Annotated in this window: 11 protein-coding genes and 1 pseudogene; 6 read left to right on the top strand and 6 right to left on the bottom strand. The window is 70.1% G+C overall.

Going from position 1 to position 18,330, the window contains the following annotated elements; translation table 11 throughout:
- Positions 1-29 precede the first annotated feature (29 nt).
- The 3 genes from ACFYWM_RS10585 to ACFYWM_RS10575 all read right to left on the bottom strand — a co-directional run bounded on the left by ACFYWM_RS10585 (position 30) and on the right by ACFYWM_RS10575 (position 4,758).
- Entirely contained in the window at positions 30-413 is a 384-nt protein-coding gene (locus tag ACFYWM_RS10585) for a hypothetical protein (RefSeq protein WP_389911825.1), read from the bottom strand.
- Positions 414-619: 206 nt separating this feature from the next.
- Complete coding sequence (locus ACFYWM_RS10580) at positions 620-3,004, bottom strand: ricin-type beta-trefoil lectin domain protein (protein WP_389911822.1); 2,385 nt, start codon at positions 3,002-3,004, stop codon at positions 620-622.
- A gap of 359 nt (positions 3,005-3,363) precedes the next feature.
- On the bottom strand, positions 3,364-4,758 hold the full coding sequence (locus tag ACFYWM_RS10575) for a lectin (RefSeq protein ID WP_389911819.1): 1,395 nt from the start codon (positions 4,756-4,758) through the stop codon (positions 3,364-3,366).
- A 507-nt stretch (positions 4,759-5,265) separates the two neighbouring features.
- Here ACFYWM_RS10575 and ACFYWM_RS10570 point away from each other — a divergent pair.
- On the top strand, positions 5,266-6,009 hold the full coding sequence (locus ACFYWM_RS10570) for a FadR/GntR family transcriptional regulator (RefSeq protein WP_389911816.1): 744 nt from the start codon (positions 5,266-5,268) through the stop codon (positions 6,007-6,009).
- Between the two features lie 494 nt (positions 6,010-6,503).
- Here ACFYWM_RS10570 and ACFYWM_RS10565 read toward each other — a convergent pair whose 3' ends face one another.
- On the bottom strand, positions 6,504-8,981 hold the full coding sequence (locus ACFYWM_RS10565; protein WP_389911814.1) for a non-reducing end alpha-L-arabinofuranosidase family hydrolase: 2,478 nt from the start codon (positions 8,979-8,981) through the stop codon (positions 6,504-6,506).
- 842 nt (positions 8,982-9,823) lie between these two features.
- On the opposite strand from ACFYWM_RS10565, the gene ACFYWM_RS10560 reads away from it, so the two are divergent.
- From ACFYWM_RS10560 to ACFYWM_RS10550, 3 genes and pseudogenes are all read left to right on the top strand, one after another.
- A complete protein-coding gene (locus tag ACFYWM_RS10560; RefSeq protein ID WP_389911811.1) occupies positions 9,824-10,954 on the top strand; it encodes a lectin in 1,131 nt (376 codons plus the stop codon).
- 224 nt (positions 10,955-11,178) lie between these two features.
- The gene (locus tag ACFYWM_RS10555) at positions 11,179-12,168 is read left to right on the top strand and encodes a LacI family DNA-binding transcriptional regulator (protein ID WP_389911922.1); all 990 of its coding nucleotides are present in this window, start codon (positions 11,179-11,181) and stop codon (positions 12,166-12,168) included.
- A gap of 23 nt (positions 12,169-12,191) precedes the next feature.
- A pseudogene (locus ACFYWM_RS10550) lies at positions 12,192-12,512 on the top strand (substrate-binding domain-containing protein); the annotation flags it as partial.
- A gap of 18 nt (positions 12,513-12,530) precedes the next feature.
- On the opposite strand, the gene ACFYWM_RS10545 reads toward ACFYWM_RS10550, so the two are convergent.
- Entirely contained in the window at positions 12,531-13,574 is a 1,044-nt protein-coding gene (locus ACFYWM_RS10545) for a hypothetical protein (protein ID WP_389911927.1), read from the bottom strand.
- Positions 13,575-13,955: 381 nt separating this feature from the next.
- Here ACFYWM_RS10545 and ACFYWM_RS10540 point away from each other — a divergent pair, with 381 nt between their 5' ends.
- Together ACFYWM_RS10540 and ACFYWM_RS10535 are read left to right on the top strand one after the other, a co-directional pair.
- On the top strand, positions 13,956-15,086 hold the full coding sequence (locus ACFYWM_RS10540; protein WP_389911808.1) for a PQQ-dependent sugar dehydrogenase: 1,131 nt from the start codon (positions 13,956-13,958) through the stop codon (positions 15,084-15,086).
- 515 nt (positions 15,087-15,601) lie between these two features.
- Entirely contained in the window at positions 15,602-16,450 is an 849-nt protein-coding gene (locus ACFYWM_RS10535; protein WP_389911806.1) for an LLM class flavin-dependent oxidoreductase, read from the top strand.
- A 74-nt stretch (positions 16,451-16,524) separates the two neighbouring features.
- On the opposite strand, the gene ACFYWM_RS10530 is transcribed toward ACFYWM_RS10535, so the two are convergent.
- Complete coding sequence (locus tag ACFYWM_RS10530; protein WP_389911804.1) at positions 16,525-18,246, bottom strand: ThuA domain-containing protein; 1,722 nt, start codon at positions 18,244-18,246, stop codon at positions 16,525-16,527.
- Positions 18,247-18,330: the final 84 nt, after the last annotated feature.

Raw genomic sequence — 18,330 nt, 5'->3', positions numbered from 1 at the left:
CCCCGCTCGGTCATGACGGCCTCCGGTGGCTACGAACGCGCTTTTCCCCGCGCGGGGCCGCCGGGGAGGTTCGAGGGCTCGGTGGCGGGGGCCGGGTGGCGCAGGCCCAGGGCGGTGATGCGCCGCACCAGGGCCTCGCGCCGCACCCGGACCCGCCGGCCGCCGTCGTGGCCGGCCAGGGTGGCGGCGCGGACCTCGGCGATGACGTGGGAGTGCGGGACGTTGAGCACCGCGGCGGCCGTGGCGACGCTCACCAGGGGCTCGTCGGGCAGCATCGCCAGCCGCTCGGCGATCATCCGCTCGCACGACTCGGCCGCGAACCACACGGTGGCGTCACCGACGCCGAGGTGGAGGATGAGGCCCTCGCGTTCCAGATACTGCAGGAGGTCGTCGATGTCGCCCGGCCCGCTCATACGGCGTTCTTCCCTCGTGTCGGTGGTGTCGTCGGGGTGGGGGAGGCCCGGCACCGCGTTCCGGTGACGTCGTCCCCCGGGCCGCCCCGGACAGGTGGGTTCGTCCGGGGCGGCCCCCTGTCCCGGCCTTCCGCGGCCGGGACGTTCGGTCGATGGCCCTCGCCGGGACGGCGGACCGTCCCGGCGAGGGTGTGAGACGGGCTGGATCAGCTGCGCAGGGTCCACTTCTGGCTGGTCGTGCCGGTGCAGGACCACAGCTGGACCTTGGTCCCGTTGGCGGTGCCGAAGTTGCTGGCCTCCAGGCACTTGCCGGACTGCACGCCGGTGATGCTGCCGTCGGCGTTGACGTTCCACTGCTGGTTGGTGCCGCCGTTGCAGTCCCAGATGATCACCTGGGTGCCGTTGGCGGTGCCCTGTGCGTTGGCGTCCAGGCACTTGTCGCCGTACACCTGCAGCTGCTTGCCCGAGGTGTGGGTGAAGCGCTGGTTGGTGCCGCTGCCGCAGTCCCACAGCTGGACCTGGGTGCCGTTGGTGGTGGTCGCGTTCGGGACGTCGACGCAGCGGTTGGACTGGGTGCCGACGAGCTGCACCCCCTGCTGAGGGGTGCTTCCCTGGGGTCCGGCGGCCGCCATCACGGCCTGGGCGCCAGAGGGCCAGTTGCCGTTGGTGACCGTGACGTTGTTGTTCACGACGTTGCCGCGGTCGCCGTTGGTCACGTTGGTGCTGCCGTTGGTCGACCAGTTGCCGGTGACGGTGAAGTTCCCCATGTTCTCGGCGTACCAGTAGTTGGCGGTGGCCCAGGTGCCGGTGGAGGAGAAGACGTTGTTGCGGGCGGTGTAGTACCGCGATCCCTCGTCGAAGTAGACGCCGAAGTGGCCGTTGGTCCGCAGGCAGTAGTTGTCGCTGATCAGCCCGCCCGTGTTCGCCGACAGGGTGTAGATGCATCCGCCGTCGTTCATCTGCTGCATGACGTCGTGCACGTAGTTGCCGGAGAGCCGGTTGTCGGACGCGGTGGTGGGCGTGCTGTACCGCGGCTGGTAGTTGTACAGGCCGCGGCCGGCGTAGTGGTCGCTGCCGCCGGCGTCGTTGGCGCCCCAGCCGTACCCGATCGACATGCCGGTGTAGGGCATGTTGTAGACCTCGTTGTCGGTGACGGCGGCGGTGCTGACGTAGGTGGTCAGGACCGAGACGATGCCCCGATACTCCACGCCGAGGTCGTGGATGCGGTTGTCGCTGACGGTGACGTTCCGGTTGACCATCCGCTGGTCGCCGGGATGGTGCGCGTCGGCGCGCACGCCGCCGACCACGATGCCGCCGGCCGAGTTGCGGGCGATCTCGGAGCGGGTGACGGTGATGTTGCTCGCGCCCAGGCCGACACCGCTGGTGTGGCCGTTGGCGTCGTTGCCGATGCCGATGGCCGTCTGCCCCAGGTTGAAGAACTGCGAGTCGCTGAAGGTGATGTTGTTGGCGGCGGAGACCTGCACGGCGGCGGGCATCTGGTACCAGTTCGGCCGGGTGGCCTCGAACTGCGGGCACCCGTTGTGACAGGAGGTGAAGGCGGGCCGGCTCCAGTTGCCGGCCATGTAGACGCCGGTCTGCTGGTCCACGTAGCCCTGGTTGCCACTCGGCGCCATCCAGGTCGTGCCGGTGAACGTGATCCCGGTGAACGCGATGTGGTGCGCGGGCGCGTCGTAGGTGCCCCCGACGTTCACCAGGGACTGCAGCACCGGCAGCTCCACGCTGACGCTGCTCATGTTCTGCCCGGAGAGCGGGATGTAGGAGAGCGCGCCGGTCCAGGGTTCGATGTACCACTCGCCCGGCGAGTCGAGGAACTCGTAGGCGTTGGCCAGGTAGAGCGGGCCCGCCCGGTGCGGGCTGGTGAAGGTGTCGTAGCCGAAGTTGTTGTTGCTCCAGCCGGGCTGCTGCATCGTGATGAAGTTGCCGGTGATGTTCTGCACCGACACGTACCGGTCCGTGAACGAGTTGACGCTCTCCATCTGGACCCGGCTCTTGTTGGCGAGGTTGTTCAGGTAGCCCAGGGCGCCGTTGGTGAAGGACAGGCCGCTGCTGTTCGCGGTGAAGTCCGCCCGGTTCACCTGGGTGCGGGCGCGGGTGGCGATGGCGCCGTCGACGTACAGCTGCCGGGTGTCGGTCCCGGCGCCGACGTTGGCCCGCCAGATGTTCTTCCCGGAGTCGGCGAGCGACCAGCCGGTGACCGCCCTGGCGCCGCTGATCACGGGACGGGCGCCCGAGGCGGCCTGCCACCTGACGGTGTGGCCGTTGTTGCCCGAGTCGGCGGCGGTCAGCCGTAACGGCGCGGAGAGCCGGTACGTCCCGGCCGCCAGCTCCACGACGATGTCACCGGACATCGCGCCGGTGAGCGCCCGCACCGCGGTCTGCGCGGCGGGCAGCGAGCACGGCTGGGCCGCGGAACAGGTGGTGCCGGTGCCGGAGGGAGAGGCGTACAGGGTCGTGGTGGCCGCCAGCGCGGGGGAGACCGGCGCCACCAGAGCGGTCGCGGCGGTCAACCCGATCGCGGCCGCTCCGGCCAGCACCAGCCTCCGCATCGCGGGGTAGGAGAATTCGAACACGGGACTTCCTTATGTGGGGGGTGGGGTAAACGGCCGGTGAGACATCCCGCTGGAGCCGGTCCGGCGGGTGTGACTCCTATCCCGTCGTGCACGTGGCCGGTACGAACGGCGAGACATCCCGCTGGAGCTGGTCCGGCGGGTGCGACCCCGGCGTTCGCGGCACCGTCGCGCCGAGCGCGCGGCGCGCTCACGGGCCGGGTGACACTCCTCGGGCGCGGCCGTCCGCACGCGGACGGCCGCGCCGGCCCGCCGGGACGGGCACGCGGGAGTGGCCCTGCCATGAGAGGGGATCCCTCGCCGGGGCGTCGCTTTCCCCGGCGAGGGATCCTGGAGGTGCCTCGAAGCGTCAAGGAAGGGGGTCAGGTCCGGGTCCAGCGCTGGTTGGTGCCGCCGTTGCAGGTCCAGATGGAGAGTTTGGTGCCGTTGGCGGTGGCGCTGTTGGGGACGTCCAGGCATTTGTTGGCGCCGATGGCGGTGATGGTGCCGTCGGAGTTGAGGCGCCATTTCTGGTTGTTCTGGCCGTTGCAGTCCCAGATCTGGACCAGGGCGCCGTTGGCGGTGCTCTGGCCGGCCACGTCCAGGCACTTGTTGCCGTAGACCCGCAGTTCACCGGCGCCGGTGGTCGCCCACTGCTGGTTGTTCTGGCCGTTGCAGTCCCAGAGTTGTACCTGGGCGCCGTTGGCCTGGGAGACGCCGCTCACGTCCAGGCACCGGCCCGAGCCCACACCCCGGATCGGCCCCGCGGTCCCCGGCGTCGGGGTCACCGTCGGCGTCGGCGTCGGCGTGGGGTCGGGGGGCTGGGTGCCCCCGAACTGGGAGAAGAACCTCCACACCTCTCCCTTGGTCCAGGTCGTGACGCCGCTCTCGGCGTAGGTACCGTCGACCGGGCCGGGCATGTGACCGTTGTCGAAGGCGGCCCACACGACCGGGTACCCGGATCGGCACCCCGAGTAGGTGGTGGTGATGTGCGTCCTGCTGCCCGACCCCGGCTCGGGCGGGTTCTGGGCGGTGCAGCCGTTGTTCCTGACGAACCTGTCGCGCAGCGACCGTCCCTGGGAGATGTTGAGGACGTTGTCGGTGATGCCGTGCAGTCCCATGTACGCGATGGGCTGGCTGCCGTCGCCGCACCCGCTGAGCTGCGCGCCGGCGTAGACCGCGACCGCGCGGAAGACCGTCGCCCTGCTGCACGCGAGCGAGTAGCTCATCCCGCCGCCGTAGCTGAAGCCCATGGCGAAGCGCTGCGAGGTGTCGACGCACAAGGAGGAGTCGAGCAGCCTGTTCAGGTCGTCGACGAGGACCACGTCCTCGTTGCCGGAGTTGGCCCAGCCGTTGCCGATGCCCTGGGGCGCGACGAAGATCCCGTTGTTGTTCGACTGCTGCCGCATGCCGTAGAAGGACCAGGGGTAGCCGCTGGTGCCGCCCGAGTCGACGTCGTTCATCGTGCCGCCCCGCCAGTGGAACCCGAAGAACACCCGGTAGGGCGTGGTGTTGTTGTAGTTGTCGGGCAGCCTCAGGATGTAGGAGCGCGTCTTGCCGCCGCTCTGGATCGTGTGCGTGCCGCTCGCCAGCGCCGGGGCCTTGCCGCACCCGGCGGTCGGCGCGAGGGCGGCGGCAGCCGTGGACGACGCGGTCGCGCCGACGCTGTTGCTCAGCGCCGCGTGGCCCGTGGCCAGGACGAGGAGTGCCGCGACCGCGATCGCCCCGAGGAGGGATCCGCGCTTGGCTCGGATATCGACACGTCTGGATGGGGACACCACTTTGATCTCCTTCATTGGGGGGTGGGAGCCGCAGCCGGTCGGCGAGGCGGCTCAACGCCGTTTCGTCGGCCCACGCGCCGACACCACGTCCGGCGGGTCCTCGCCGGTGTCGCCGAACAACCGCGCCCTGGTCCGAGGTGGCCGGAACCGTTCGCGTCACCGCCATGGAGTGCCCCACTCCAGACGCGGTCCAGCCGATGGGGAACCTCCGACAGGAGGCGTCCCGGAGACTTAGCTACTAATTACGTTCCTCACGCCGAGGCGCGTCAAGACCTTAAGCCCACTTATTTCTGACTCCTCACAGGGGAAGCTTTGTCAGGGTGGGAACTCTTTCGAGACTAATCGCAGGTAGAGGGCTTTTCCTTTTCTCTCGTCGGTTCAAGGATCCGGCGATGCGGCCAGATGTATAGCATTCAATGCCCCGGAGGTCGGGAAAGTTTGTGGTGATCCGGACCCCGGTTGGTCGTACCCTTGAGGAGGTGGTGGCAGGGAGGGAGCGGCAGCGTGGTCGATACTCCGCGCGCGGAAGGCGTGTACCGGCCGGGCTATGAGGTGGCCGCGGAGCAGGTGCTGGAGTTGATCAGCCGGTTGCGCCTGCGGCCCGGCGACCGCATGCCCACCGAGAACGAACTGGCCCGGCAGCTGGGCACGAGCCGGACCGTCGTGCGCGAGGCGGTGAAGATACTCTCCGCGCTCGGCCGGGTACGCGCCCAGAAGGGCCGCGGCCTCTACGTGGCCGACGACGAGGGCATGCTCGGCACCGGGCGCTGGGCGTCCTTCTTCCTGCCCACCGACCTGGACCACGTCTACATGCTCTTCGAGTTCCGGCGGGCCCAGGAGATGGAGACCAGCCGGCTGGCCGCCCGCCGCGCCACCCCGGCGGAGCTGGGGGACATCGAGAAGTCGGCCGGGGTGTGCCGCTACGGGTTCGACAACGGACGTGAGGACCTGTTCAACGAGGGCGACGACGCCTTCCACGCCGCCATCGCGACGGCCTCGCACAACATGTTCCTCCAGATAGCGGTGCGGGAGGTCCGCCGGCTGCAGGCCCAGTCCAACCTCATCGGGCTGCGCGGCTCGATAGGCGGGCACGCGGCCAAGGCCGTCGAGGAACACGACGCCATCTACCAGGCCATCCGCGCCGGCGACCCGGAAGCGGCGGCCCAGGCCGCGGCGACACACATCGACAACACGCTGGACGACTACCGCAGAGAGATCCAGCAGCGCATCTTCTCGTCGACGGACTGACTCCTCGCAGGCGGACCACGCGGACGGCGTGCCCGACGCCGTCGCGCCGGTCACCCGCGGACCGGTCTCCGGTCGGATCGTGCGAAGAACCCGCCCAGGGCCGCCCGGCCGGGACGGCCGGGCGGCCCTGGGCGGGGTCAGGTCCGGGTCCAGCCGCTGGTTGTTCTGGCCGTTGCAGTCCCAGAGTTGTACCTGGGCGCCGTTGGCCTGCGAGACGCCGCTCACGTCCAGGCACCGGCCCGAGCCCACACCCCGGATCGGCCCCCGCGGTCCCCGGCGTCGGGGTCACCGTCGGCGTCGGCGTCAACAGGCGGCTTCGGCATGGAGAGGCGGGCCGGGCACCGGGGCTCCGGTGGTTTCGACGATGTGACCCGGGCGGGCTCGGCCTCGTACCGAGCCCGCCCGGGTCGGTTCCGCCCCGGTCCTGGTCGTGTTCACCCGATGGGGTGTGTCCTCGCGGTGGACGTCAGGAACAGCCGGTCCGTGTCATCCGCTCAGCGCTGCAGTGTCAGCAGGCCGGGCCGGTAGGGCAGCAGGCCGTAGTCCACGCCGTTGGAGTTGGGGTTGCGGCCCTGGTAGAGGAGTTGGAGGTTGCAGGGGTCGACGGTCATGGTCTGGTCGGCGTTGGTGCGCAGGAGTTCGCCGTGGCTGATGTCGTTGGTCCAGGTGGCGCCGCTGTTGGCCTTGCCGGCGAAGGGGTTGCTTTCGGTGGTGGCGTTGGGGGTCCAGGTGCCGCCCAGGCTGGTGGCGGTGAAGGAGCGGAAGTAGCGGCCCTGGGAGCCGATGGCTTCGACGATCATGAGGTAGCGGTTCTGGTTGGCCAGTTTGTAGACCTGGACGGCTTCGAAGAGGTTGTTGGTGGTGTCGCTCATGATCACTGTTGAGGTGGAGCCGAAGCTGCCGGGGAAGTTGCCGATGGGCATGCTGGCCCGGTAGATCTTGCCGTTGTCGCCGGCGAAGAACAGGTACATGTTGGTGCTGTCGCCGATGACGGCCTGGTCGATGGGTCCGGTGCCTGATCCGGTGATGCTGCCGGAGAAGAGGGTTTGGGGGGCTGACCAGCCGTTGGGGTTGGTGGGGTCGCTGGAGGTGCGGTAGGAGAAGGCGGGTCCGCCCCATTGGTAGGCGAGGACCCAGATGTTTCGTGGGGCGAAGTAGAACAGGCTGGGGGCCACGGTGCCGGAGGACATGGTGTTCTGGCCGGCCGAGGCCATCTCCGACCAGTTGGTGAAGAGGTTGAAGTTCATCGAGCCCCAGCTGGTGCCGAAGTCGTGGGTGGTGGCGTAGACGAGCTGGCGGCCCTGGTAGGGGGCGACGGTGAAGTCCTTGAGCGAGACCCATCCCGACTTCGGGTTGGCCAGCACACCGGTCGAGTTCCACCGGTACGTCGACGGGAGATTGCACGTGCCGCCCGGATCCGGTGTCGGCGTCGGCGTCGGGTCGGTGGTTCCCGGGGTGCCGTTCCAGGTCCACTTCTGGTTGTTGCCTCCGTGGCAGGCGTAGATCTGGATCAGGGTGCTGTTGGCGGTCCCGTTGTTGGCGGCGTCCAGGCACAGTCCGGACTGCACACCGGTGATGCTGCCGTCGGTGTTGATGCGCCACTTCTGGTTGTTGCCTCCGTGGCAGGCGTAGATCTGGGCCTTGACGCCGTTCGCGGTGCCGGCGGCGTCCAGGCACTTGTTGCCGTAGACCCGGAACTCCTGCGCGGAGGTGTAGGTCCACTGCTGGTTGGGGTTGGTGTGGCAGTCCCACAGGGTCACCTGGGTGCCGTCGGTCGTCGAGGAGTTCGGCACGTCCACGCAGCGGCCGGAGGCCACGCCCCTGATCTGCCCGGTACCGCCACCCGCGGTCGGGGTGGGGGTGGGGGTCGGATCGGGGTCAGGGTTCGGGTCGGCGGCGTTGAGGGCGTTGAGGACCGAGGTGTAGGCGGCCTTCTTGTTGCCCGAGGTGTCGAAGAGCAGCGGGCTGGTGTTGGCGCCCAGCCAGGAGTCGCTGTCGCGCACGCCCCAGACGGTGATGCCGGTGCAGCGGGCCACGGCCAGGCAGTCGTTGGTGACGGCGGCGTAGGTCTGGGCCGAGCCGCCCTGGATGTCGAGCTCGGTGATCTGCACGTCGACGCCGAGGGCGGCGAAGCTGGAGATGGTGGTGCGGTAGTTGCTGTTGTAGGCGCTTTGGCTGTTGAAGTGTGACTGCAGGCCGACGCAGTCGATCGGCACGCCGCGCGCCTTGAAGTCGCGGACCATGTTGTAGACGCCCTGGGTCTTGGCCCAGGTCCAGTTGTCGATGTTGTAGTCGTTGTAGCAGAGCTTGGCGGCCGGGTCGGCGGCGCGCGCGGTGCGGAAGGCGACCTCGATCCAGTCGTTGCCGGTGCGCTGCAGGTTGGAGTCACGCCGCCCGCCGGAGTTGCCGTCGGCGAAGGCCTCGTTGACCACGTCCCAGGCGTAGATCTTGCCCTTGTAGTGGTTCATCACGCCGTTGATGTGGTTGATCATCGCCTGGCGCAGCGCGCTGCCCTCCATCGACCGCATCCAGTTCGGCTGCTGGTTGTGCCAGGCCAGGGTGTGGCCACGCACCCGCTTGCCGTTCTGCACCGCCCAGTTGTAGACGCGGTCGCCGTTGGTGAAGTTGAACTGGTTCTGGTTGGGCTCGGTGGCGTCGATCTTCATCTCGTTCTCGGCGGTGATCATGTCGAACTCGCGGTTGGCGATCGTCGTGTACTGCGAGTCGCCGAGCCTGCTCGTCGAGATGGCGGTGCCGAAGTAGCGCCCGCTCTGCTGGGCCGCCGCGCCCAGCGTGGACGCCGCCGCGCCGGCGGAGGCGGCGCCGCTGGAAGCGGCACCTGCGGAGACCTGGCCGGCCACCGCCGTGAACGTGCCGAGCACGAGGGTACCGAGGGCGCCGACGATCAGGGCCCGGCGCAGGCCGCCGAGGGGTCGCCGGGTGCCGGGCGGGGGTATGGCGTTCGTGTCCATGCCTGAGCCTCCATAGATGCATCACGGAAACGCGGAAGCGGACGGTCGCGAGGGGACGTCCGCGGGATCGACGCCGCGTTCCGTCGTCAGGGAACGCACACCACCGGGGCGTCGTGATCGACGGCCCCTGCCGCCCACCACCGATTTGGCATGGGGCCGTCTCGGGGACTCAGTGTGGAAACTATTACAAAATGTGTCAAGCTCATCTAGCGAGCTTCTTTACCGCTGTTTGCTACACATGTCGTGCACCTGCGTCGATGTCTTCCGGCCCCCTGAAAGCCGCGGTCCTGTCGCCCGAGGCCGGACGGCTTTCGTGAAATTTTCATCACATCGGCCTGTCCGGCCTGATGCTGTGCCCGCAAAACACCAGATGGGCCATGCCCGCCTCTCGCTGCTTCCGGCGCGCTATGTTTCGTACTCTTGACAGCTTCTCTCCGTCTGGTGTTTGCTCCGCTCCACCACCACAACCGTTCGACAGAAAGAAGCCAAGGCCGACAGGCGGAATGTTAGCGCTCACATCCTCCCATTCCTCCCATCCTCAAAACGCGTGTTCAGCGACCGCGAATCCCCGGCGGACACCACATCCACGGGGTTGCCCCTCGCGGTCGCCGATCCCTTGACCGGAGGCTTTCCCGTACGGAGAAAGCCCAGATCGACCTGACGCGTCGGGCCTGGCGGCTTACGGGTGGTCGGCGGACATCCGCGATGCGCCCGAGCCGTCAGGCCCGACCGTCAGGCCTGCCACCGCATGACATTCGTCGGCGAGTGATCCGAACACAAACTGTTGGCGCTACACGAGCTGTCAGCGGCGACCGCTCTCAGCTGCCGGAAAGAGGTTGAGCATGCGCGGGTGGAGACGGTGGGTCGGGGCGGCGTTCCTGGCCGTGACCATGGTCGCCCTGGGCGCGGTGACGCAGGCGAGCGTCGCCGGCGCGGAGTCCAACGGCGGGGTGCGGGTCATGCCGCTGGGCGACTCGATCACCGAGGGCACACAGGTGCCCGGCGGATACCGCATCGGCCTGTGGCAGCGGCTGGTCTCCGGCCGGTACACGGTGGACTTCGTCGGGTCGCAGTTCAACGGGCCGGGCAGCCTGGGTGACCACGACCACCAGGGACACCCCGGCTGGCGTATCGACCAGATCGACGCGAACATCACCAACTGGGCGCGGACCCAGAATCCGCGCACGGTGCTGCTGCACATCGGCACCAACGACATACTGCAGAACTACAACGTGTCCGGAGCGCCCCAGCGGCTGTCCACCCTGATCGACCGCATCACGACGGCGGTGCCGGACGCGGACGTGTTCGTCGCCACCATCATCCCGCTGTCCAACTCCGGGCAGGAGGCCGCCGCCCGCACCTTCAACGCGGCCATCCCCGGCATCGTGCAGAACAAGGTCAACAGCGGCAAGCGGGTCCACCTGGTCGACATGCACGGCAAGCTGACCACGTCCGACCTGATCGACGGCATCCACCCCACCGCTGGCGGCTACGACAAGATGGCCGCCGCCTGGTACGCGGCACTCCAGTCGGTCTCCGGCAGCATCGGCCAGCCCGGCGACCCCGGCTCGACGCCGACCCCCTCGCCCGTGAACGGGCTCCGCGGCGTGGGTTCGGGCAGATGCCTGGACGTCGCGAACGTCTCGCAGGCCAACGGCGCCCTGGCGCAGATCTGGGACTGCAACGGCCAGAACAACCAGCGGTGGACGCAGACCGGCGCGGGTGAGCTGCGGGTGTACGGCAACAAGTGCCTGGACGTGGCCAACATGAGCACCGCCGACGGCGCCGTGGTGCACATCTGGGACTGCAACGGCCAGAACAACCAGAAGTGGCGCCTCAACAGCGACGGGAGCATCACCGCCCTCGGCGCGAACAAGTGCCTGGACGTGCCCAACCACTCCACCGCCAACGGTGTCAAGCTCCAGGTCTGGTCCTGCAACGGCGCCGCCAACCAGCGCTGGACCCGCGTCTGACGCGGGCGGGGATCCGCGGGGCGGTCTCACACCGGAACGGTGGGAGACCGCCCCGGCGATGTGTGGAATCGATCGCCGGTCCCTCGCCGTACGGGGAAGTCGTTGCGGCTCTCGTACGTGATGCGCGCGGTTGTCGACGCGATGAGGCGTTAACGCTCACAGTCTTCCTGGGTCACATGAGAGGAGCGCCGGTGGGATCTGGCCCGAGGCGTCGCCCGCCCATCATGGCGGACGTGGCGAAGGTGGCGGGCGTGTCGCATCAGACGGTCTCGCGTGTGCTCAACGAGCATCCCAACGTCAGCGAGGAGACCAGGAACCAGGTTCTGCGCGCGATCGACCTGCTGGGCTACCGGCGTAATCTCGTCGCGCGAGCACTGGTCACCAGGAACTCCCGCCGCCTGGGTGTCGTCAGCTTCGACACGACGCTGTACGGTCCCGCGAGCACGGTCTACGGCATCGAGCAGGCCGCCAGGAACGCGGGCTACTTCATCAGCATCGTGAGCCTCCGGACCATCGACAGGGCGAGAGTGCTCGAGGCCATCGGCTACCTGACCGAGCAGGGCGTGGACGGCATCGTCGTGGTCGCCCCGCAGCGTTCGGCGGCCGAGGCCCTGGAGGAGATACCGCCGGGCATGCCGGCCGTGGCCGTCGAGGGAGGCCGGACGGACAGCGTGTCGGCGGTCAGCGTCGACCAGGTCAAGGGCGCCGTCCTGGCGACCCGGCACCTGCTGGACCTGAAGCACGAGACGGTCTGGCACGTCAGCGGCCCGGCCAACTGGCTGGAGGCGGAGGGCCGCGCGCACGGTTGGCGCGAGGCGCTGACCGCCGCCGGCCGTCCGGTTCCCGACCTCCTGGCCGGCGACTGGAGCCCGCGCTCCGGCTACCGCGCCGGGCAGCGGCTGGCCGCGATGACCGACGAGGTCACCGCCGTGTTCGTGGCCAACGACCAGATGGCCCTGGGCGTGCTTCGTGCCTTCATGGAACAGGGAGTGAGAGTTCCCGGCCAGATCGACATCGTGGGGTTCGACGACATTCCGGAGGCGGAGTTCTTCTTTCCTCCCCTCACGACCATCAGACAGGACTTCGGGGCCGTGGGCAGGCGCAGCATCGACGTGCTCGTGCGGCAGATCGAGACGGAGGGGCCGTACGTGCGTGAGCGTCACGTCGTGTCTCCCCGTCTCGTTCTCAGGGCCAGCACGTCGGCGGTGCGCTAGTCGCCCACGGAGGCTTCGCCGAGGTGATCGGGGCGGATCCGAAGTTCGAGATCGCCGCTTCGCAGACCGGTGACTTCACCCGGGCCAAGGGCAAGGAGGTGATGGAGGCGTTCTTGAAGTCCACCCCCGACATCGACGTGCTGTACGCGCACAACGACGACATGGGGCTGGGCGCGATCGAGGCGATCGAGGGCGCGGGCAAGGTGCCGGGCAAGGACATCAAGATCATCACGGTCGACGCGGTGAAGGACGGGATGCAGGCCCTGGCCGACGGGAAGATCAACTACATCGTCGAGTGCGGCCCGCTGCTCGGCCCCCAGCTGATGGACCTGGCCAAGAAGGTCGTCGCCGGCCGCGGGAGCTCACCGGACGCGCCAGTCCTCCTTCCGCGGCGGATAGGAGAAGGTCTGGGGACCGGCCCAGTCCTCCCCGACGACGCGGTAGCCGTGCGCGGCCTCGCTCGCGGTGTGACCGCGGCCGATGTCGACGGTGTCGGCGGTCGACCAGGCACCGCCGACCTCCTGCTCCACGGTGTAGAGGAACTCGTTGAAGCCCGAGGGGGACACGCACGTGTTGACGACGGCGAGCGAGCGCCGCCCCGCCGTCAGGTGCGGCGGGATGGCGACGACCTGGTCCCTCCACTTGTAGACGCCGTCCTCGAGCAGCGGCCGCCATTCCGCGGCCGGGGTCCCGTTGACGGTGATGGTGGCGTGCTGCAGGCCGACGCCCACGTCCAGCCGGCGGACCAGCCGTACGCCCGTGTTGGCGGGGTCGACGGTCACGGTGAACCGGCTCGACCCTCCGCGGGGGAACGCGCGGCCGTCGTCGCTGACGATGTGGGCGGGGCTCACGAAGTGGCCGGGCACTCCCTCGTACACGCCGTGTCGCGGCGCCGTCCCCCGGTTGACGACGACGCTCAGGGCCACCGCGGCCACCGGCACGGCCGCCGCCGCGAGCAGGACGACCCGGCGCCGGCGCCGGAGGAGGGCGCGAGGCGTTCTCGTGTCGCCGGGTGCGGCCGTGACCTGGGAGGGCTCGGCGCCGTGATCCTCCCTGGGTGCTACCGCTCCGGCGGGCAGCCGGCTGACACGCACCCGCTCCCACGCCCGTTCCCACGCCGGGAGCCGGTGGTCGGGGACGCGGCATCCCCGCAGGAACGCCATCATCACCGCCTTCTTGGGGAAGCGCCGACCGGCCAGCATGTCGGCGCAGGTGGCACGTGGCAGCCGCGTTCCGCCCGCTCTGTCGGCCCGTGCCTGAAGCTCCCGAAGTGACACGTCGGCCCGCGCGAACTGCTCGGCCAGCAGCTTCACCAGGTCCTCGTGACAGGTGACCGACTCCGGCCCGCCCCCGGCCGCCTCCCCCGCGAGCCGAGGCGCCTGGTCGCCCTGATGGGTATCGCTCATCGTCTCCCCGACCCCGCTCTCTCCCGACCGGGCCGTTCGGCCTCACCGACTGCGCCAGACAGTGTACGTACGATTACCCAACGTGTCCGGGCCCGCTGACGCGACGTCCGGAACCGGCCGAGGCCGGAGGTCCTGCCGGTCCTCGGGACGACGGTGGGCCCCCTCATGGCGCCGTCCCGTCCGTCCCTGGGGAACGCGCGGCACCGTGACGGGGCCGTGCGGGAGGAGGGGAACCTTCTGGGAAGCTGGACGGTGACGCCTCACCGGGAACGCGGGAACCCCCGGCAGGGACGGACACCGGTGGCCCCGGGAGGTGGAGAAGGTCCGAGCGTCGCCGGCCGGTGGTCCGGAGGCGACGCCACATTCGTTTCGGAGGCACCCATGGCAGTGGGCACGGCGAGCGGGCGGCGGCGGACGATCGCGACGTTGCTCATGATCGGAGCCGTCACCGGCTGCAGCGTCGGCGCCGGCGGCGAGAACCGGTCCGGCGGGGCCACCGGTCCCGCCGTCGTCGCGAGCGGCGCGGCCAGCGTGCCGTCGGGAACGCCGGATCTCGGTGCCGGGGAAGAGGTGGTACGGGGCATCGACGTCCCGTGGGGACTGGCGTTCCTGCCGGGTGGCGACGCGCTGGTCGCCGAGCGCGACACCGGCCGGGTGCTGCGGCTGACGCCCGGGGGAGCGCCCCGCGCCGTGTACGAGGTGCCGGGGGTGGTCGCGAGCGGTGAGGGAGGCCTGCTGGGCCTCGCCGTCTCGCCGGACTTCTCCGACGACGGCCTGGTGTACGCCTACCTCACCGCCGAACAGGACAACCGCGTCGTCAGTTTCCGGCTCGACGGCGGAGAGCCGCGGCTCGTCTTCGACGGCATCGCCAAGGCCGGGTTCCACAACGGCGGGCGCATCGCCTTCGGCCCGGACGGCCTGCTCTACGTCGGCACCGGCGACGCCGGGGAGACCTCGCTGTCCCAGGATCCGGCGAGTCCCAACGGCAAGATCCTGCGCCTGACCGCCGCCGGGGACCCGGCCCCGGGCAACCCGACGGAGGGTTCGGCGGTGTACAGCCTCGGACACCGCAACGTGCAGGGACTGGCCTGGGACGCGGCGGGACGGCTGTTCGCCACCGAGTTCGGGCAGAACGAGCTCGACGAGGTCAACCGCATCGAACCGGGGCGCAACTACGGCTGGCCGGCCGTCGAGGGGAAGGGCGACACCGCCGGAGGACGCTACACCGATCCTCTCGTCACCTGGTCCACCGACGAGGCGTCACCGTCGGGCATGGCCATCGCGGGTGGCACGGCGTACGTGGCGGCGTTGCGCGGCGAGCGGTTGTGGGCCGTCCCGCTGGCCGGTGACAGCGCGGGGAGGCCCTCCGCCCATTTCGAAGGGCGCCACGGCAGGCTGCGGACCGTACAGGTCGCACCGGACGGGGCGTTGTGGGTCACCACCTCCAACACGGACGGCCGCGGCGACGTGCGGGACGGCGACGACCGCGTCCTGCGGTTCCCGGCCCGCTGAGCCCCGGCCCGGCGCGCGCGCCGCGATGCCCGGCGACCCGGCGACAGGCCCGCCGCGTCGAGCGGGCCGCTCCGCCGTCACGGGGGCGGATCATCGCCGGATCACCGGCCGCGGCGGCGGTCCCGGCGCCGCGCCGACACCGATCCCGCCACCACAAGATCATATCCAAGCGATCTTGTCGTCGAACCGGCCCGGGGGCGGGCTCGTCCTCGGACCGAGGGGCGGTGGTCCGGTACGTCGCGCGGGCGGGCGTCCTCGTGGGTTCCGTGCGGGTCCGAACGTGGGGTGGGGGAGGGTGCGTGGGCGGGCGTCCCCGTGGGTTCCGTGCGGGGCTGAGCGTGGGGTGGGGGAGGCCGGCGGGGCCCGGGAGGCGGCGGCGGGTAGAATTGTGGCACTCCAAGGATCGCGCTCCCCGGAAAGACGTCGCAGTAAGGGAGCGTGCCGCGCACGGTGACCGTGCCCGGTGCTGGAGGGGCGGCAGTTCTTTCCGCGTGCCCTTCTGGAGGTTGGATTCCATGAACGTAGGTCTTGGCCTGCCCATCGGCGATCCGTCGTCGCTGCTCTCCTGGGCCCGGCGCGCCGACGCCGGTCCCTTCACCACCCTCGGCCTGCTCGACCGCCTCGTCTACGCGAACCCCGAGCCCCTGGTCACGCTGGCGGCCATCGCGGGGGCCACCTCGCGGATCCGCGTACAGACCGAGGTGCTGCTCGGTCCCCTTCGCGAGTCGGCGCTGCTCGCCAAGCAGGCCGCGACCCTGGATCTCATGTCCGGCGGCCGGTTCACCCTCGGCGTCGGGATCGGGACGCGCCAGGACGACTATCTCGCGGCGGGGGTCGACGTCCGGGGTCGCGGGCACCGGCTCGACCGGCAGCTGGCGACGCTGCGGCGCGTCTGGTCCGGCGGGCGCTACAGCGAGGAGGTCGGCCCGATCGGCCCGGCCCCCGTCCGCGAGGGCGGTCCGGAGATCCTGATCGGCGCCTTCGCGCCCGCGGCCCTGGAGCGCGTCGCCCGCTGGGGGGACGGCTACCTGTGCGCCGCGCCCGCCGGCATGGCCGGCCAGCTCATGCGCGACGTCGAGAGGTGCTGGACCCAGGAGGGACGGCCCGGACGGCCTCGCATCGTCGCGCAGGCCAACGTCGCCCTCGGCCCCGAGGACACCGTCCGGGACGCCACGGAGGAGATCACCTCCTACTACGGCTTCCTGGGCGACACCACCCGGGTCGTCGAGAACATGCTCACCACGCCGGAGCGGATCCGCGAGGCGATCACCGCGTTCACGGACCTCGGCGCCGACGAGGTGATGCTCTACTGCTGGGCCCGCGACGCCGACCAGGTCGACCGTCTCGCCGACGTGGTGTCCTGACGGTCACGGCGGAGGACCCGTGAGGCGGGGCCGGGGCTCGTGGCGCGCCGGGGTGGCGCGCCACGAGCCGTGGCTCACCGGGTGAGGGTGATGGTGTCGACGTCGAACAGGAACCCGCCGCCCCCGGTGAAGGTGAGGAACAGCGGCCCCGAGGCCGGCCCGGTCAGCGGGGTGGAGACGTTCTGGAAGGTCTCCCAGCCCCCGGTGTTCGGTACGGAGACCGAGCCGAGGACGGTCCCGGTGGCCGATCCCGAGCGGACCTGGATGGTGCCGCCCGACCCGGCGGAGGAGATGCGGGCGCCGAAGGCGGTGGCGCCCGCCGTGCTGATCGAGGAGTAGCCGACCCAGTCGCCGTTCTCGATGAACCCGGCCGTCCTGCCGCCGCTGGCCGGGCCGTGGTCGGCGATCTGCACGCCCGAGTTGGAGGTGTAGGACTCCGCCTCGGCCGTGGTCTGGATCGGGCCGGTGCCGCCCAGCTCCTTGATCCGGACGTTGCGGAAGGAGACGTCGTCGCCCGTGCCGTGGTTCTGGATGCCGATGTGCCCCTCGCGGATGCTGCGGGCCGGGTCGGTGTTGGTGAAGTCGTTGATCCTGACGCCGTTGAGGAAGACCTGGAGCCGCTCGCCCTGGACGAGGAGCTCGTAGGTGTTCCACGCGCCCGGCGGGTTCAGGGCCGCGTCGCGGGCCGCGACGTCGGCGGCCTTGATCGCGTAGATGGACCCGGTGGTGCGGTCGACCGCGTCGGTGGCGTCGATCTGGACCTCGTACCCCTTGGAGGTGTTCGTGGGGTCGGAGGCCGACATGCCCACGAAGACGCCCGAGTTGTCGTCCCCGGCTACCTGCCAGTCCAGCTTCAGCGAGTAGGAGAAGTACTTCTTCGCCGAGTACCACAGCACGCCCATGCCCCCGGTGGAGGTGAGGGTGGCGTCGGTGTTGGTGAAACCGCCGGGGCCGCTCTGCGTCCAGCCGGTGGTCGAGCCGTTGTACAGGCTCGTGTAGCCGGTCTCCGGGCGGCAGTCGGCCTTGGCCGTCCCGGCCGCGTACCGGATGCCGCCGAGCAGCAGCGACCGGAAGCCCGCCTCGGTGTACGAGCTCGCCGTGTGCCCGAGCCCGGTGTAGAACGAGCGCCCGGACGCGATCGGACGGCACCAGGTGATCGGGTGGTCGCCCATGTCGCCGCCGCTGTAGCTGCCCTCGTCCAGGTTCTGCAGCACTCGCGCGCTGTTGCGAGGGTTGGTGCGGTAGTTGTACCACTCGTCGCTTCTCGACCAGGTCGCCCCCAGGTGGGCGGTGGCCGCGTGCGCGCGGTCCTCGGTCCGGACCGTCGCCTGCTGGATGGCCGGGTGCCCCTTGAACCAGGCGCCCGCCAGGTTGCCGTAGTACGGCCAGTCGTACTCGGTGTCGGCGGCGGCGTGGATGCCGACGTAACCGCCGCCCCCGTTGACGTAGGACTCGAAGGCGCTCTGCTGGGTGCCGTTGAGCACGTCACCGGTGGTGCTGAGGAACACCACCGCCTTGAAGCGCGCCAGGTTGGACGTGGTGAAGGCTCCCGCGTCCTCGGTGGCCGTGACGGTGAAGTTGTTGGAGGATCCCAGGTCGCGGATCGCCTGGAGGCCCGCGGGGATCGAGTCGTGACGGAAGCCGGCCGTCTTGGAGAAGACCAGCACCTGGTAGGCGGGGTCGGCGGCCTGGGCCGCGGTGGGAACGAGCATGGCCGCGCCGACCATCGTGGCCACGGCGGTCGCCAGGCCACGCCGGACGAGCCGCCGGTTCCAGAGTCGAGAACGTTGTGACATGGAGGTCCTTTCCTGACCTGGGGGGTAAGTCAGGCAAGGCGCGCGCCGCCGCGCTGGTTGCCGTGGTGCTCGCTGCTTTATTTG

Origin of the sequence: Streptosporangium sp. NPDC002721 (assembly GCF_042888905.1) — a bacterium.
Taxonomy (GTDB): Bacteria; Actinomycetota; Actinomycetes; order Streptosporangiales; family Streptosporangiaceae; genus Streptosporangium.
The sequence above is the reverse complement of the archived record's forward strand: the minus strand, read 5'-3'. Positions and strand labels throughout refer to the sequence as shown.

What these genes read in the sequence shown, in the direction of transcription:
- ACFYWM_RS10585 (WP_389911825.1), bottom strand. Translation starts at nt 413, where the DNA reads ATGAGCGGGCCGGGCGACATCGACGACCTCCTGCAGTATCTGGAACGC.
- ACFYWM_RS10565 (WP_389911814.1), bottom strand. Translation starts at nt 8,981, where the DNA reads ATGGACACGAACGCCATACCCCCGCCCGGCACCCGGCGACCCCTCGGC.
- ACFYWM_RS10560 (WP_389911811.1), top strand. Translation starts at nt 9,824, where the DNA reads ATGCGCGGGTGGAGACGGTGGGTCGGGGCGGCGTTCCTGGCCGTGACC.
- ACFYWM_RS10555 (WP_389911922.1), top strand. Translation starts at nt 11,179, where the DNA reads ATGGCGGACGTGGCGAAGGTGGCGGGCGTGTCGCATCAGACGGTCTCG.
- ACFYWM_RS10545 (WP_389911927.1), bottom strand. Translation starts at nt 13,574, where the DNA reads ATGAGCGATACCCATCAGGGCGACCAGGCGCCTCGGCTCGCGGGGGAG.
- ACFYWM_RS10540 (WP_389911808.1), top strand. Translation starts at nt 13,956, where the DNA reads ATGGCAGTGGGCACGGCGAGCGGGCGGCGGCGGACGATCGCGACGTTG.
- ACFYWM_RS10535 (WP_389911806.1), top strand. Translation starts at nt 15,602, where the DNA reads ATGAACGTAGGTCTTGGCCTGCCCATCGGCGATCCGTCGTCGCTGCTC.
- ACFYWM_RS10530 (WP_389911804.1), bottom strand. Translation starts at nt 18,246, where the DNA reads ATGTCACAACGTTCTCGACTCTGGAACCGGCGGCTCGTCCGGCGTGGC.